General features: G+C 55.2%; 13 protein-coding genes. 10 read left to right on the forward strand and 3 right to left on the reverse strand.

What is annotated here, in order from left to right:
- The first annotated feature begins 569 nt into the window (after nt 1-569).
- The 3 genes from ACFE7X_RS11370 to ACFE7X_RS11380 all read left to right on the forward strand — a co-directional run bounded on the left by ACFE7X_RS11370 (nt 570) and on the right by ACFE7X_RS11380 (nt 3,802).
- Nucleotides 570-2,357 (forward strand): DUF885 domain-containing protein, encoded by a 1,788-nt coding sequence (locus ACFE7X_RS11370; protein WP_375435786.1) that lies wholly within the window; start codon nt 570-572, stop codon nt 2,355-2,357.
- Between the two features lie 161 nt (nt 2,358-2,518).
- On the forward strand, nt 2,519-2,875 hold the full coding sequence (locus ACFE7X_RS11375) for a thioredoxin family protein (protein ID WP_375435787.1): 357 nt from the start codon (nt 2,519-2,521) through the stop codon (nt 2,873-2,875).
- Nucleotides 2,876-3,031: 156 nt separating this feature from the next.
- Complete coding sequence (locus ACFE7X_RS11380) at nt 3,032-3,802, forward strand: YdcF family protein (protein WP_375435788.1); 771 nt, start codon at nt 3,032-3,034, stop codon at nt 3,800-3,802.
- A gap of 76 nt (nt 3,803-3,878) precedes the next feature.
- Here ACFE7X_RS11380 and ACFE7X_RS11385 read toward each other — a convergent pair whose 3' ends face one another.
- A complete protein-coding gene (locus ACFE7X_RS11385; RefSeq protein ID WP_375435789.1) occupies nt 3,879-5,279 on the reverse strand; it encodes an NAD-dependent succinate-semialdehyde dehydrogenase in 1,401 nt (466 codons plus the stop codon).
- A gap of 279 nt (nt 5,280-5,558) precedes the next feature.
- Between ACFE7X_RS11385 and ACFE7X_RS11390 the strand changes: the two genes are divergently transcribed.
- The 5 genes from ACFE7X_RS11390 to arsS all read left to right on the forward strand — a co-directional run bounded on the left by ACFE7X_RS11390 (nt 5,559) and on the right by arsS (nt 9,363).
- Nucleotides 5,559-6,119: an RNA polymerase sigma factor gene (locus ACFE7X_RS11390; protein WP_375435790.1), complete on the forward strand. Its 561-nt coding sequence runs from the start codon at nt 5,559-5,561 to the stop codon at nt 6,117-6,119.
- A 2-nt stretch (nt 6,120-6,121) separates the two neighbouring features.
- Nucleotides 6,122-7,051, forward strand: coding sequence for an anti-sigma factor domain-containing protein (locus ACFE7X_RS11395; RefSeq protein ID WP_375435791.1), 930 nt, complete (start codon nt 6,122-6,124; stop codon nt 7,049-7,051).
- Nucleotides 7,052-7,174: 123 nt separating this feature from the next.
- Complete coding sequence (locus ACFE7X_RS11400; protein ID WP_375435792.1) at nt 7,175-7,729, forward strand: heme NO-binding domain-containing protein; 555 nt, start codon at nt 7,175-7,177, stop codon at nt 7,727-7,729.
- A gap of 91 nt (nt 7,730-7,820) precedes the next feature.
- Nucleotides 7,821-8,159, forward strand: a complete 339-nt coding sequence (locus ACFE7X_RS11405; RefSeq protein WP_375435793.1) for an arsenosugar biosynthesis-associated peroxidase-like protein — start codon at nt 7,821-7,823, stop codon at nt 8,157-8,159.
- 154 nt (nt 8,160-8,313) lie between these two features.
- Entirely contained in the window at nt 8,314-9,363 is a 1,050-nt protein-coding gene (gene arsS / locus ACFE7X_RS11410) for an arsenosugar biosynthesis radical SAM (seleno)protein ArsS (RefSeq protein ID WP_375435794.1), read from the forward strand.
- Between the two features lie 472 nt (nt 9,364-9,835).
- Here arsS and ACFE7X_RS11415 read toward each other — a convergent pair whose 3' ends face one another.
- Nucleotides 9,836-11,470, reverse strand: coding sequence for a hypothetical protein (locus tag ACFE7X_RS11415; RefSeq protein ID WP_375435795.1), 1,635 nt, complete (start codon nt 11,468-11,470; stop codon nt 9,836-9,838).
- Between the two features lie 210 nt (nt 11,471-11,680).
- On the opposite strand from ACFE7X_RS11415, the gene ACFE7X_RS11420 reads away from it, so the two are divergent.
- Together ACFE7X_RS11420 and ACFE7X_RS11425 are read left to right on the forward strand one after the other, a co-directional pair.
- Nucleotides 11,681-12,328 carry a TIGR04282 family arsenosugar biosynthesis glycosyltransferase gene (locus ACFE7X_RS11420; RefSeq protein ID WP_375435796.1) on the forward strand — a complete coding sequence of 216 codons (648 nt, stop codon included), beginning with the start codon at nt 11,681-11,683 and terminating at the stop codon, nt 12,326-12,328.
- A gap of 57 nt (nt 12,329-12,385) precedes the next feature.
- Nucleotides 12,386-13,330 carry a hypothetical protein gene (locus ACFE7X_RS11425; RefSeq protein WP_375435797.1) on the forward strand — a complete coding sequence of 315 codons (945 nt, stop codon included), beginning with the start codon at nt 12,386-12,388 and terminating at the stop codon, nt 13,328-13,330.
- Between the two features lie 60 nt (nt 13,331-13,390).
- Here ACFE7X_RS11425 and ACFE7X_RS11430 read toward each other — a convergent pair whose 3' ends face one another.
- Nucleotides 13,391-14,776 carry a hypothetical protein gene (locus ACFE7X_RS11430; RefSeq protein WP_375435798.1) on the reverse strand — a complete coding sequence of 462 codons (1,386 nt, stop codon included), beginning with the start codon at nt 14,774-14,776 and terminating at the stop codon, nt 13,391-13,393.
- Nucleotides 14,777-14,807 lie beyond the last annotated feature (31 nt).

Raw genomic sequence — 14,807 nt, forward strand, 5'->3', positions numbered from 1 at the left:
CCACGCATTCTGTAGTAGGCCAAAGCTCTTCTCTGGTGCGCGTGACAGGGATGGTTATCAGGCAGATGCTACTCCTCCGCATGTACGAATTGAACACGCCTCCCTCCTTGATAGTGGGCGCAACCCTGCACTGGAATCAGTGCGGAATGGAAAGAGCTGGAAGCTATTGCCCAGGAACTTGGCGGTTCCGTCCGCTACACCACTTCCACCAGCAGCGTGCTTTATAAGTGATAAAGCCACGTTCGTAGCCCCAGTAGCAGCAAACAAATCAACGTATTGATTCGCCATGAGAAACCCAGCCGGATAGGCTTGGTTTTTTGTGGCGGGGTAGTTTCGGGCGACCAGTAGTGCAGGCCCTTGCAAGCTAAACCTTGTGGGACTGCCACCAGCGCATTCATCTGGACCTCTAGCTCCTGCGTATAGGCGGTGGCTCAGTTTCTCTATAAAACCAATTGCGTTTTTCAACGAAAAGAAGAATAGAGAAAAGGCACTCGGCAACAATGAAACCCCAAACCTCGTCAGTGCCCACTACCTTGTCTCTTAAATTTAGATTCTCATAACTGCTCCTCATGCCTCAACCCTTACACCTGAAACTTTTGTTAGCCGCCACTGCCCTTACGGGTTTCGCTTACTTGAGCAGTTGCACCCAATCCGGTGAAATCAACGAAACCGTGGATGCCGAAACTGCCAATGCCAGCTTTGAGCGGTACAAGGCGCGCTTCCTCGACTCGTTGTGGTACTACAATCCGGAGTTTGCTAGTAGCAGTGGCTACCACCGCTACGATTCGGTGCTGGTGATTCCGACGGCCGCCCGGCGGCTCGGCGACACCAAGGCGCTAAAGCGGCGCGGCAAAGAGCTAGCCACGTTCAAGCCCGCCGACTTGTCGGTGAACAACCAAACCGATTGGCGGCTGATGCAGAACTACTTGCAGGCCGGCCGCTGGCAGTTGGATACGTTGCGGGAGTGGGAGTGGAACCCCGCTGCGTATAACCTGGGCGCTTCGGTGGCGGAAATCCTGAATGGTCGCTACTGGCCCCTCGACCGCCGCCTGCGCGCTATCAGCAGCAAGATTTCTCGTTCGGCCGAGTACTATGCCGCCGCCGAAAGCAGCATTCAGCAGCCGACCAAGGAGCATACGCAACTGGGAATCAAGCAAAACGAAGGCGGCCTGGTGGTATTCGGCAAAGCCTTGCAGGATTCCATTGCCAAGTCGGGGCTGACGGCGCGCGAGAAAGAGGACTTCAAGAACCGGGTGGCTACCACGCGGCTCAGCATCGAAGACTACCTGCGCTTCTTGAAAGCCGAGGTGTTGCCAGCGGGCAAATTTCGCAGCTTCCGGCTCGGTAAAGCCCTTTTCGACCGGAAGTTTCACTACGATATTCAGTCCACTTACACCGCCGACCAAGTCTACGCCAAAGCGCAGCAGCACCGGGCCGAGTTGTTGCGCGATATGAAAGCCCGGGCAACCCGGCTGTACCCCAAATACTTCCCCAACCAGCCCCTACCCACCGATTCGGTGGCCATAGTTAAGCAAGTGATTGAGCGGTTGTCGCGGGAGCATGCTACGCCGGCCGGGTTCGTGGCGGCCGTCAAGGCGCAGATTCCGCAGTTGGTGCAGTTCGTCAACGATAAGAAGCTGCTCACGCAGGACCCCACCAAGCCGCTGGTGGTGCGCGAAACCCCACTCTACATGCGTGGCAGCGGTGCGGGCGCGAGCATTTCGGCCCCCGGCCCTTACGACAAAGCCGCTGACACTTATTACAACGTAGAGCCGCTCACCGGCCAGCCCGCCGCCAGCGCCGAGAGCTATTTGCGCGAATACAACAACTACACGCTGCAAATTCTAAATATCCACGAGGCCATTCCGGGGCACTACACGCAGCTCGTATATGCCAACCGCAGCCCCTCCCTAATTAAATCTGTCTTCGGCAATGGAGCCATGGTGGAAGGCTGGGCCGTGTACACCGAGCGCATGATGCTGGAAAGCGGCTACGGCAGCAACTCCGACGAAATTTGGCTGATGTGGGACAAGTGGAACATGCGCGTAACCCTTAACGCCATCCTCGACCACGAGGTCCACGTCAACAATAGCAGCGAGCAAGCCGTGAAAAGCCTACTACTCCGCGACGGGTTTCAGGAAGAAGCGGAAACTACCAACAAATGGCGCCGCGCCACTCTGAGTCAAGTGCAGCTTAGTAGCTATTTCACAGGCTACACTGAAATCAGTGATTTGCGGGAAGAACTGAAGAAAACCGAGGGCACTCACTTCGATTTGAAAGCGTTCAACGAACAGTTTTTGAGTTTTGGTAGTGCGCCCGTGAAGTACATCCGGACCCTGATGCTGAAAAAGTCCTAAAGCAAGTAAGTGGTTGCAAGTCAACGCAAAATGGCCCGAAGCTGCAAAGTTTGGGGCCGTTTTGTTTGCAAAGGCCGCCTGAGCCTAGATATCTCAGTGGCTGCTCTGCCCGTACTTACTGGTTTAGTTACGTCTATTCGTTTAATTACAGTGATTGTCTTATGAAAGAAGTGGATCGTCAACAAGTGCATGATGTCAACGACGAAGAGTTACGGCAACTCACGCAGGAGCACCTGAAAGTATTTGCCAAGTTCACCTCCGAGAGCTGCGAAACCTGTGAATTGCTGGCGCCCCCTTTCGCTAAGTTTGCCAGCAACCCCAAATTCAAGACCGTCTTGTTTCTGCGCTTGAACTCCGACGAAAATCCTGTGGCCAAGAAGATAATGCAGGAAAAAGTAGCGCCGTTTTTCGTGTCGTATTGCCAAGGCCGTATTCTGGAGTGCGACTCGCTAACCGAGGAGCAGGAGGTAGCGGCTATGCTGCAACGGTTGCGGGCGCTAGAGCCTTTATCGGTGTGAAAGACTGCGGTGGCACAAAGACGCGTGGGCGCGGCCCCGTTTCAGCCACGCCTTTAATGCTGCTGTTCCCAGGCGAAAGTTGATCTAGACCTGCCATAAGACGGTTGTCCTTTCTGCCCTTGTTATTCAAGCGCCCATTCGCCCAAGAACTTACTGGTGTTTTTCCTGCTTTCCAAACTCCTCGACTTTGTGTTGCTGCCGGTGCTGTGGCTGCTTTTGCTGCTGGTAGCGGCCCTGCTAACGCGCCGTCCGGCGCGGCGGCGGAACCTGCTGCGCCTCGCCTTGCTGTTGCTTGTGCTGGGCACCAACAACGCCCTGCTCAACGAGGCCCTGCTGGCGTGGGAGTTACCTCCCGTCAAGCTAAAGAGTCTGCCGCGCCGCGCCGACGCGGCCGTGTTGCTTACGGGCATAACCAGCGTCAACAAGTCGCCCCACGACCGGGTATATCTGCACGAAGGCGCCGACCGCCTAACCAATGCGTTGTGGCTGTGGCGGGCCGGCCGGGTGCGGCACATTTTGGTGTCGGGTGGCTCGGGGGCCATGCTGAAGAAAGCCCACACCGAAGCTGCGGATCTTATCAGTCTGCTGCATCTGGCCGGCGTCCCTGATTCGGTTATCATCAAAGAAGACCGCAGCCGCAATACCCGCGAAAATGCCCTCTTCACCAAGCAAATAGTAACCGCCCGCCCCGAACTGGACACCCTGGTGCTGGTGACCTCGGCCTTTCATCAGCGCCGCGCCCTGGGCTGCTTCCACCGAGTTGGGTTGCACCCGCTGCCGTTTCCCGCCGGTTTCCGCTCCACCGACCGTGCCTTCACCCCCGATTACTGGCTTGTGCCCGGCACCGATACGCTCGGCGCCTGGGGCCTGCTCCTGCACGAAATTGCCGGCTACCTGACTTATCGGCTGCTGGGTTACGTGCGCTGAAGCAGTGGAATGGCGGGTTCAACGCTTTGCTGGGGCCACTTGTGCGGCCCCAATCTCAAACGCACCATTTCACTGCTTACTCCACCTTCTTCTGCTTTTCAGGCTTCTCTTCCTTGGCTATCCAGATAGATTTCTGGTTGACGAACTCCCGGATGCCCAGGTACGACAACTCCCGGCCGTAGCCCGACTTTTTGACGCCCCCAAAAGGCATTTCCGGCGACGACTTCACCATGCTGTTCACAAACACGGCGCCGGCTTCCACTTGGCGGGCTAGCTCTTCGCCGCGCTTCACATTCCGGGTCCAGACCGAGCCGCCCAGGCCAAAACGCGAATCGTTGGCGAGGCGGACGGCGTCGTTGGCGTCGTTGGCTTCAAAGATTAGGGCTACGGGGCCGAATAGCTCTTCGTGGTAGGCGCGCTGCTTGGGCTTGATGTTGCTCAGGATCATGGGCCGGAACAGGGCAGTGCCGGGCTTGCTTTGGCCGCCGTGCAGCTCCACCTTAGCACCCTGCTTTACCGAGTCCTCGACTTGCTGCGTGATTTCGTCGGCTAGGTCGGGGCGGGCCAGGGGACCGTATTGGGTGTCCTCGGCCAGCGGGTCGCCGGTGCGAAAAGCCAGCAAGTGCGTTTTCATCTTACTGATGAACTCTTTAACCACTGCTTTCTCTACGATGAAGCGCTTAGCCGCAATGCAGCTCTGTCCGGCGTTGATCATGCGGGCTTGGGCAGCGGTTTTGGCGGCTAGCTCCAAGTCGGCGTCGGCTAGCACAATGAAGGCATCAGAGCCGCCCAGCTCCAGCACGGTCTTCTTGATGTGGCGGCCGGCGGTAGCAGCTACCTGCGCGCCGGCCGGCTCCGAGCCAGTAAGGGTCACGGCCCGTACCCGGTCGTCTTCAATCAGCTTCTCCACCATCTCCGTACCAACCAGCAGCGCCCGGAATGTGGCCGGCGGGAAGCCAGCATCATGATAAATTTTTTCCAGGGCCAAGGCGCACTGCGGTACGTTGGAAGCGTGCTTAAGCAAACCCACATTGCCAGCCATCAGCGCCGGCGCAATAAAGCGCACCACTTGCCAGAGGGGAAAATTCCAGGGCATTACGGCCAGTACCACCCCAATCGGTTCGTGACTGATAAAGCTGCGCTGCGCCTCTGTTTCAATGAGGTCGTCGGCCAGAAATTCTTCGGCGTGGTCGGCGTAGTAGTCGCAGCAAAGGGCACACTTTAGGGCTTCGGCGCGGCCATCTACCACGGGCTTGCCCATTTCCAGGGCCATAATGCGGGCCAACTCGTCTTGTCGCTCCCGGAGCAACTCGGCGGCGCGGTGCATGAGTTGGGCGCGGTGCCCGAAAGTGGTGGTGCGCCACTGAGCCGCCGCCCGGTGCGCCTGCGCCAGAATGCGTTCGGTTTGGAGCCAGCTAAAAGCGCGGAAACGGCGCTCAACGCGGCCAGTATACGGATTGATGGAAGCTATTGGCATCTGTATAAGGTAGGGCTGATTGAGTGACTAAATGAATGGCGGGTGAGTGGATGTCTACGATAACTGACGGCCAAGCAAATAGCGCCGTAGATTACTTCACTCGGCTATTCCGTTGTTTCGTCGCTCTCGTGCAACTAGCCGCAAAACGTAGCCGTAGCACGCAGGTTACAAAGCTCGTGCGTGATTTTGAAGCCGGCGTTTCAAAACAAATGCATTAGAAGTGTACTTTCGTCCGGCGAAGGGTTCGTGATTGCCCATCGTTCCATACTGCTGTAGCCCGTGAATGTAATTCCCCCCGAAGCCGTACCCTCTCTCTCCGACGAGGACTTGCTGGTGCAGCGCCTGCGAGACCGGGATGAGTCGGCCATGACCTTGTTCTACGACCGATACTCGGCGGCGCTTTACGGCGTCATCATGCGCATCGTCAAAAAAGAAGAGGAAGCCGAAGACGTGCTCCAAGAGAGTATGGTTAAAATTTGGAACTCTTTTGGATCATATGATGCTGGAAAGGGGCGACTCTTTACCTGGGTAATGAATGTATGCCGGAATTTGGCTATTGACAAAATCCGGTCTCGACAGTACCGCGTAGGTAGTCGTACCCAACCGCTTGAGGACAGTGCCGCAGTACGTGAGCCCGCATCGCCTACGTTCCGGCCCGAGCACATCGGCTTGCAGGAAATGACCAAAAAACTTAACCCCGACCAGCAGCAGGTCGTCGATATGCTGTACTTCGGAGGTTACACCCAGAGCGAAGTGGCCGAAGAGCTGAATCTGCCCCTTGGCACGGTAAAAACCCGTGCTAGGGCAGCTATTAAAGTACTTTCTAAATTGATTCGATAGCCGTGGACACTCAGCAATACATCGAATCAGGTATTCTGGAGGAATATGCCCTGGGCATATTGTCGGAATCCGAGCGTTCCGAAGTGGAGCGTCTCGCCGTCATTCATCCCGAAATTCGCCACGAACTGGACGCCATTATCATAGGTCTGGATGCCTATGCGGAAGCCCACTCTCTAACGCCCCCGGCGGACATGCGGGAGCGGGTATTGGCCGGTTGGCAGCAAGCCATTCACGAGCAGAATTCTGAGAAGAATGCAAACGAGGTGCTGCCGCGGCCTGCCGCGCCTACGCCAACTTCGCAACCAGTGGCAGCCACTCCTTCGCCGGCTAACACACCTGCCTCAGCGCCCGTAGTGCGGCCCATTAGCAGTGCACCTGAACCGGTACAGACGCAGGCTCCGGCCCGCGGAGTTAACTGGTTGATGGCTGCCTCGGTGGCCCTACTGCTCAGCCTCGGTGGCAACTATGTGCTCTACAACCGTTGGCAGCATACGCAGTCCGAGTTGTTTGCGGTGCAGAATGAGCAGGCTCGCTTTGCCGCCACCCAGCAGGCTTCGCAAAAGCTCGTGACCACGCAGCGCCAGGAGTTGGCCGTGCTGCGCGACGAGCAGTTTCGGCATGTGACGTTGGCTGGTACGCCGGCTGCGCCTACTGCCAAGGCCCGCGTGCTTTACAACCCTACCACCCGCGCCGTGTATGTGGACGTGCGCAGCCTGCCTACCCCCCCGGCTGGCAAGCAATACCAGCTATGGGCTCTCGACAAAGGGAAGCCTGTTGATGCCGGGGTACTAGCCGCTACCACGGCTGCTGGCGAAGGCCTACAGCAAATGAAAGACATTGCCAGCGCCCAAGCATTTGCTATGACGGTGGAAAATGTGGGCGGCAGTCCAACCCCCACGCTGTCAACGATGACCGTGGTAGGGAATATTTAGTTTTAACAGATTAAAAGCAAGGAGCGCAGAAGTCACCTTCTGCGCTCCTTGCTTTTTCCTTTCAGTTGTCTTCACCGAATTCGTGTTAAGTTGGGGGCTTATTTCCGCTGATAGTTATTAGCCATGCACGGGACTGTCTTTATCCTTCTCAAGCGCTACGTCCAGACCCAGTACGATCATAGTACTTGGGTACGCTTGGTGGAAGCGGCTAACCTCACTTCCGGTCACTTCGATCATAAGGAGGTGTATCCGGATGAGCACATGTATGCTTTAGTGGGAAAAGCCGCCGAAATGACAGGAATTCCAGTCGATGAGCTTCACGAGAAGTTCGGCGAATATCTGGTGCCCGACCTTATGTACATGTACCAGAAGCTTATTCAGCCCGACTGGAAAACGCTGGATATGATCGAGCACACCGAAAACACCATGCATAAGCAAGTGCGCAGCGAGCACACCCACAACGCGCCTCCCGTCCTGCATGTAGTGCGGCATTCACCCGATGAACTGGAAATAACTTACGTGTCGCAACGGCGGATGGGCGCCTTGGCGGTAGGTATCGTGCGGGGTCTCGCCACTTATTTCGATGAGGCCGACCGTATTGTGGTAGAGCCCGAAACCAGCGAGAATGGTGAGCGGGTGCTAATTCGGGTGCGGCGCCGGCCTGCTGGGCACGCTTAAAGCGTCACTAATACTACTACCGGGTAGCCCAAAGGACGTGTTCAAGTGGCTATTTCTTTTTCTCTTACTATCTCTTTTTGTTTAAAAGCATATGGAAAAGTCAACCTACTACAATCCCGCTGACCTAGCCAAGTTCGGCAACATCACCGAGTGGCAAGCCGAGATGGGCAGCAAGTTCTTTGCTTACTACGGCGAGGTGTTCAAGGAGGGAGCCCTTTCAGAGCGCGAAAAAGCCTTGATTGCTTTGGCTGTGGCTCATGCCGTGCAGTGTCCTTATTGCATCGATGCCTACACCACCGACTCGCTTCAGAAAGGCGCTGATGAAGCGCAGATGATGGAAGCCGTACACGTAGCCGCGGCCATCAAAGGCGGCGCAGTGCTGGTGCATGGCGTGCAAATGATGAATAAAGCCAAGGAATTAAGCATGTAAATTGATTGGCTTTCGCTGGAAGATAAACCGCCTTTGGATTGTTATGGTGTTGGTTGCGTACAGGAGCAGGGCGCTATGTTTTGCTACTCCGACGGCCTTATCCCAACTAAAGGTGCTCTTCTTTTAGGTCCGAGAGGACATTCTGTTTCGTTGTATGAAGTCATTACACGCTCAACATCACCCGTTGGCCGATACTGGTTACCAACTTACGGTACTCTCGCAGGCCGACGCGGAAGGAGCGCATATCATGCCTTTTGCCCGTAAGCTGCGTGAAACAGGGTTGTTGCCGCTGCGTCCTACCAGAACAACGGTGATGCAAATCAACGTGGGCAAGATGTGCAACCAAACCTGCCGCCACTGCCACGTTGACGCCGGCCCCGACCGTACCGAAATCATGACCCGCGAAACCATGCAGCTTTGCTTGGATGCGCTGGCCCAGACCGAGATTGAAGTGGTTGATTTAACGGGTGGCGCGCCGGAAATGAACCCTGATTTTCGGTGGCTGGTCGAGCAAATAGTGGCGCTAGGTCGGCAGGTGATTGTGCGCTGCAACCTGACCATCATTGTGGCCAATTCAAAGTACCACGACCTACCCGAGTTCTTTGCCCGGCATGGCGTACGCGTCGTCTCGTCGTTGCCGCACTTCTCGGCTAGCCGTACCGATGCCCAGCGTGGTGACGGGGTGTTTGGACGCTCGATTCGGGCTCTGCGAATGCTAAACGAGGTAGGCTATGGGGTAGATAACTCAGGCTTGCCGCTCGACTTGGTGTACAACCCTTCGGGCGCGTTTTTGCCAGGCAGCCAAACCGGCCTAGAACGTGACTTCAAGCAGCGCCTGCTTCGCGAGCATGGGGTGGTATTCAACAACTTGCTCACCATCACCAACCTGCCGATCAGTCGCTTTTTGGAATACCTGCTGGAAAGCGGCAACTACCTAGGCTACATGGAGAAGCTGGTAGGGGCCTACAATCCGGCCGCTGCCGAAAACGTAATGTGCCGCTCGACGCTGAGCATCGGCTGGGACGGCCACCTCTACGACTGCGACTTCAACCAGATGTTGGAGTTACCCGTGGATAGCCGCGCCCCCCAGCATATCCGCGACTTCAACGAAGCGGCTCTTAACGCCCGCGCTATTGTCGTTAATCAGCACTGCTACGGCTGCACGGCCGGAGCTGGTTCTAGTTGTGGTGGGGCTACTACCTAAAAGTTTGTTGTATGCCAAACAGCGGCATATTCTCACAAGATTCTAGATGAGAAAAGCAGCTTACGGATACTTCGCGGCTATGTATAGTATTTGACTTTTGCGGGGCTATCAGCCCCGCTAACCGGGCTGGGCTGTAAATCAACTGGTAACGAAACCTACCACCTACGACCGGCTGTTGCGGACGCTTTACCGCAACACTGTGCTTGTAGTTCGGCCGGCTGAGCTGGCAACCATGCTAAAGAAGAAGCCAAGAGCCGTGTTGCTGCTCGACACCCGGACGCCAGCAGAGTATCAAAGTGGTTAGTATATGCAAATGCCCGTTTCCTTTTGCCAGAAGGTGGAAACGAAGAGGTACTAGCTTCTTGAAGACATGTACTTCAAGAAGCTTAACTCCGCCCGATTTAGTGCCATTTCACTTGGTATTAGCTATCACATCAAGCAGTCAACTCCGAGGTATTGATAAGGTAATTTTCTAGCGAGTAGATACCCTGGCCTCATACACTTTGGCGAATTCGCTATTAGAGGACAATGACTGTTGGCTGACAAAGCGAAGTGTAGTTGCCGGGTTTGAGTTATGCCGTTGCATATATAGCTGTAGATAGGAAGCAAATGAATCGCGCATCATCCAGATAGTATTGGGCGTGGCAGCTAGCCTGTTTAGACTCTCCCTGAAGTCCCGGGTTCCCGTCAGGTGTTGGCGTAGTTCTACTAGGGAGGGTTCCAAAGTGAGCCACCCCATTAGGGTTACAACCGGTGAGTCAGATAGTTCATAGGTAGTGAAGGGCGATAGATATATGTAGGCCCACTCCACGCCACCCACAACCAGCGTGTGCTGCTTAGCTAGTTTGTACACTTGGCTCATGTAGGCCTCATTTTGTTCTTGTAGCCGGTGGTACATTCTGCTTTCATGCCAGATAGCAAAGCTGTAAAAAAACAACGCACCGCAAAACGCTAAGCGCCAAACGGTTGTAAGATGCAACATCCAAATGCTATGCCGGGCTATGTAAATTACAGTGCTTACTGTCCAAACGCTAAAAAGTGGTGATGCTATGCGCAAAGGCAGCTTCAGGGCCGTTGCTAGTAGCAGTAAAAATGCTGCAAATAGCACTTGTGCCACCCAGAACTCCCAGTGCCGCCGCCATGTATCCCGTAGGCTTAGCCAAAGCCCGACCACAATGGGAAACAAAATCAACCCTAGGTAATGATTGCGCAACAGATAGTAGAAAGTGAAGGCTTTGCGGACTAAGGTTTGCCGTAGGAAAGAGGGGCTATCGAAATAGGCGTTTCGTTTAAAAAACCTTTCATTGACTATGGTAGAATCTCCTAATGCCCAATTATCGACGGCTATTTGTCCTAGGCTATCAGCGGCAGTAGTTGGGCGGAGCTGGTACAATGAGTAATCGGTATAGCTCACCAACAGCATATCAATTTGTCGATATGTTTTTTCAACAGGGGAATAAGTAGTTGCTACTGCTACCGTGGCAACGGCTATCAATAAGCCGGCACTGGCAAGAGGTATAGTAGCCCGAAAGCCCGCCAGCCACCAAGCACCGGGAATGGCTACTAGCAAACCTAATACGGCGGCGCTTGGTCGTATTGACCATCCCAAGGCTACTATAGCCAACCCAATTAATAGCGGTAAAAATTGTCCCCGTCGGCTGGCGGCAAATAGTGTCCCTGTTGCTACCAGCAAAATGGGTAGCCGCGTATAGTTCATCAACAGGGCAGTTTCTTGCCAGGTAAGCCAGTAGACGACGATAAAACACGCGGTAATTCCCAACAGGGATAGGGTGGGCGCTAGCAAGTGGAAGAGCATCCCATACAACAAGACTAGGCTTATATAAAGCAATGCGTAAAGTAGCAGGCCGTACCAAGGAATAGCAGGTAGTAGCCGATATAACGCAGCTAACCCGTAGGACAAACCATGAAAATATAGATGCAGATTGGATACCGGCCCTAAAGCCGTTTCGCCACGTACTACCTGCGTGATGGCAACATCATCATTCGTCTCGTAATAGCACCCAAAAATAACCCAAGTTGTTGATAGCAAGAGGATAGGGAGAATCCAAACAATGGCAATTCTTGCATGCGTATAAGACGAGTTCATGCTGACAAATGTATTGGTCTGCCGTCATTGCTATCTTAGTTTTTATCCCCGGTAGCTGCTTCAGCTTGTCCTAGTTTGCGTACAACTAGTTGCTGATTCCTTTCGGCTGGCGAAGCTTCGCCTTGCTAGGTGGTGGAATAAATTTCCAGCTACAAGTAAGAATTCAGGTCAACATCTACTCAGCACCACCCCGTCGAATCCTCAATTTGCATGACAGCACCCGCACCCATTAACGACAAGGGCAGTTTGGCCCATCTGCTGATATTCGCCCGGTATCCGGAGCTGGGGCGGGTGAAAACGCGGCTGGCGGCGGGTATCGGCGACGAAGCCGCGCTGGCCGTGTACCAGGAACTGCTGCACCACACCTTCACCGTTACCGCCGAGATAGCCGCGCACAAAACGCTGTGGCTAGCCGAGCCTCTCGCTGCTCCCGTTGCTTTCCCCGAAGCATGGAACAGCTACGAGCAACTGCACCAGTTGCCAGGCGACTTGGGACAGAAGATGCAGACGGCCTTTGCCCATGCTTTTGCGGCTGGTACCACCAGTGCCCTCATCATCGGCACTGATTGCCCTGGTCTAACAACCGAACTTCTAACGCAGGCCTACACGTTGCTGGCAACCCATGAAGTAGTTATAGGGCCGGCTGAGGATGGTGGGTATTACTTGTTAGGGATGAGAGAGTTATATACCGATTTGTTTAGCAATAAAAGTTGGAGCACCGATTCAGTTCTGGCCCATACGCTAGCGGATGCCGACCGGCTTGGCCTTGAAGTAGCGCAGTTGCCAACCCTGCGCGATGTCGACGATGCCAATGACTTGCAAGCGTGGCGGGCAAGCAGTAAGGCAGATAAAGCATAGCGGAAGCGTGTTTGCTTGCTTTCAACTTACTTAGGCGTCACTTTCCAACTTTGTGTTATGCGTTGTCTCGTTGAGTTTTGGCTGCTAGGTGTAGGGTTGATAGTAGGCCTGGGTGTAAATGGCTGCTCATCACCGGACCCGACCACCAAGCCGGGCCCATCGGCCACAACCGGGTTGCAGGCCGAGAATTCACTTAACGCTTTGCGGCGCTTAGATCCTTATTTCGAGCGTTTGTGGGCCATGAACAAGCTGTGGGAAGATGGCTTGGCGGAAGTGGCGCTCTACGACGCCAAGCGGGTTGTGTACGACAAAGTGCGACGCTTCGAATACGTGCAACTTACGGTGAAAGAGGAATTCAACGCCCAGTACAAGGTCAAGACCGACGACTACCAGCGTGCCGACTTGTTTCCGGTGATGAAGGTGAACCAGTTCTGCCGTATTCCCACCGACCAGTATCCCTATCATTTCCTTACGTCTCTGTTTTTTCGCCGTGATAACCCGGTGAGTGTCTACAAGCTCACGAACTCGTCGCAGGAGTGGTGCGGCAATACGTTCAAAGCATTTCAGGACGACGGTTTGCAGTACGTGCAAACTTATAACTCCTACTGGGACACGCAGGGAGCCGGCCAGCGCAACCTACGCCGCGACCTGTTGTTTGAAGATGCGTTGCCCTACACGTTGCGCAGTTTGCGCTTTGCAACGCTCCCCACTTTTCAGGCTACCCTCTGCGAGTTGCAACAAACCAGCAAAGCCGCACCTCCCACGTATTACGATGCGGAAATCAAAGTGCAGGAAGCCCCCGCTGCCGATACGCCAGAGCCGGCCTGGCTAGTGCGGGTACAACTGGGTCCGAAAAAGACGAGCCGGTATTGGTTTGCCAAGCAATATCCTAACCTGCTGTTGCGCCAAACCACCTGGGACGGCCGCCAGCTGACGCTCAGGAAAGTTAGTCGCTACGCCTACTGGACCCATCCTACTACCGGTTCAGTGCCGGCTAACTAAGGACAGTGCTTCGTGCCTCGGTATCAGTTAAGCAGTTAACTGACCCCCAAACCCTAAGTGTTAAGCGCTCCGGGCATTTCGCCGCAACTCCCAAGCCAGCACCGCCAGCACCGTGAGGTACTCTAGCGCCAGCAGCCACAGGTTTTCGAGGTAGGCGCTGGTTTGATACGCGGCGTAGGACAGCCCAACCATGCCCGACCAGACTAGTGCGTAACGGTAGCTGGTGAACACGCTCAGGGCTACCAGCGGGGCCAGATACCAAGGATGCACCACGATGGCAAACAAGTAGTAGATGGTGAGCGTGAAGAGCAGCGTGCGGGGCAAGGTCTCCCAGATAACAGGCTTCTCCCGCCACGCCAGCCACAGAGCCAGCACCGCCGTAGCCCGCGCTAAGCCCGGCCCGATAAGAGCAATTTCGTTGTAGCCCGTAAGGTGATAGCCGATGGAGCGGAGTACGTAATACACGCTGGCATTGAACTCGAACTTGCTAAAGTAAAGCGTGAGGCTGCGGTTGATATTACGCAGTAAATCAAGCGAAATGAAAGGCAAAAAAAGTATAAGTACAACAAAGCCTGCCACCGCCGAATAGCGCAAGAACTGCTGCCAGCCCAGCCGCCGTATCAGTAGCGGCAGCATAAGCAGTGGCAGCAGTTTGGTGCCCACCGCCAATCCCAATGCCCCCGCCGACCAGTTCCGTTGGCCCCGCACAAGCAGCCACAAGGCCAGCAGCCCAAAGCAAATCATCAGGGCTTCGAAGTGCAGATTGCCGGTCAGCTCCACCACTACCAGCGGATTGAGTAGGTACCACAACGCCCGATGTGCTGGCTGCCCAAATGCGCGCAGCAACGCCAGCAACAGCGCGGCGGTGCCTGCTTCTGCTAGCAACACCACCAACCGCAGTACCAGAACCGCTCCTAGTTCAGTGGTAGGGAACAGGCCCGACGCTAATCCGAACGCCGCTTGGCACACCGGCGGATACACCGAGTAGTAGTGCGGCGAGTTCAGCTTTGGGTACAGTGTGGCTAGTTGGTGATTGACCTTTGCCGGAAGTTGTTGGCGAAATGTTGACTGTTGAAGAATGGTGGAATCCGACGGATCAACGCTTGCTTTGACTGAGTTGGAAACCAGCTCATCGGGGCGGTATTGGAAGGGGTTGAGGCCGTGGGCTGTCAGCAATCCGTCCCAGCGGAAACGGTGGTAGTCGTCGGAGAGATTGGGGAGGACGGGGAGCCAGAGTAGGCGCAGCAGTAGCGCCGCTACCAGCCCCGCCCGCAACGGGAGGTGCGTCCCAAGCAAATAGGCGTACAAGCCAAACGCAACCGCCAGTAACGCCAGCAATTGCTTGAATTCTGCCCTGGGAGTGGCATACGCCAGCGCCCCGTACGCCAACCCCGAAAGAAGCAGGGCGAGCAAGTGAACGGGGCGGAAAGTAGACCGAATAAGCAAGGGCAGAGAAAAGCTAAGATAAACAGGCCGG

The organism is uncultured Hymenobacter sp., from assembly GCF_964242765.1.
GTDB lineage: Bacteria > Bacteroidota > Bacteroidia > Cytophagales > Hymenobacteraceae > Hymenobacter.

Coding starts and splice junctions, on each gene's coding strand:
- ACFE7X_RS11370 (WP_375435786.1), top strand. CDS start 570: ATGCCTCAACCCTTACACCTGAAACTTTTGTTAGCCGCCACTGCCCTT.
- ACFE7X_RS11375 (WP_375435787.1), top strand. CDS start 2,519: ATGAAAGAAGTGGATCGTCAACAAGTGCATGATGTCAACGACGAAGAG.
- ACFE7X_RS11385 (WP_375435789.1), bottom strand. CDS start 5,279: ATGCCAATAGCTTCCATCAATCCGTATACTGGCCGCGTTGAGCGCCGT.
- ACFE7X_RS11400 (WP_375435792.1), top strand. CDS start 7,175: ATGCACGGGACTGTCTTTATCCTTCTCAAGCGCTACGTCCAGACCCAG.
- ACFE7X_RS11405 (WP_375435793.1), top strand. CDS start 7,821: ATGGAAAAGTCAACCTACTACAATCCCGCTGACCTAGCCAAGTTCGGC.
- arsS (WP_375435794.1), top strand. CDS start 8,314: ATGAAGTCATTACACGCTCAACATCACCCGTTGGCCGATACTGGTTAC.
- ACFE7X_RS11415 (WP_375435795.1), bottom strand. CDS start 11,470: ATGAACTCGTCTTATACGCATGCAAGAATTGCCATTGTTTGGATTCTC.
- ACFE7X_RS11420 (WP_375435796.1), top strand. CDS start 11,681: ATGACAGCACCCGCACCCATTAACGACAAGGGCAGTTTGGCCCATCTG.
- ACFE7X_RS11425 (WP_375435797.1), top strand. CDS start 12,386: ATGCGTTGTCTCGTTGAGTTTTGGCTGCTAGGTGTAGGGTTGATAGTA.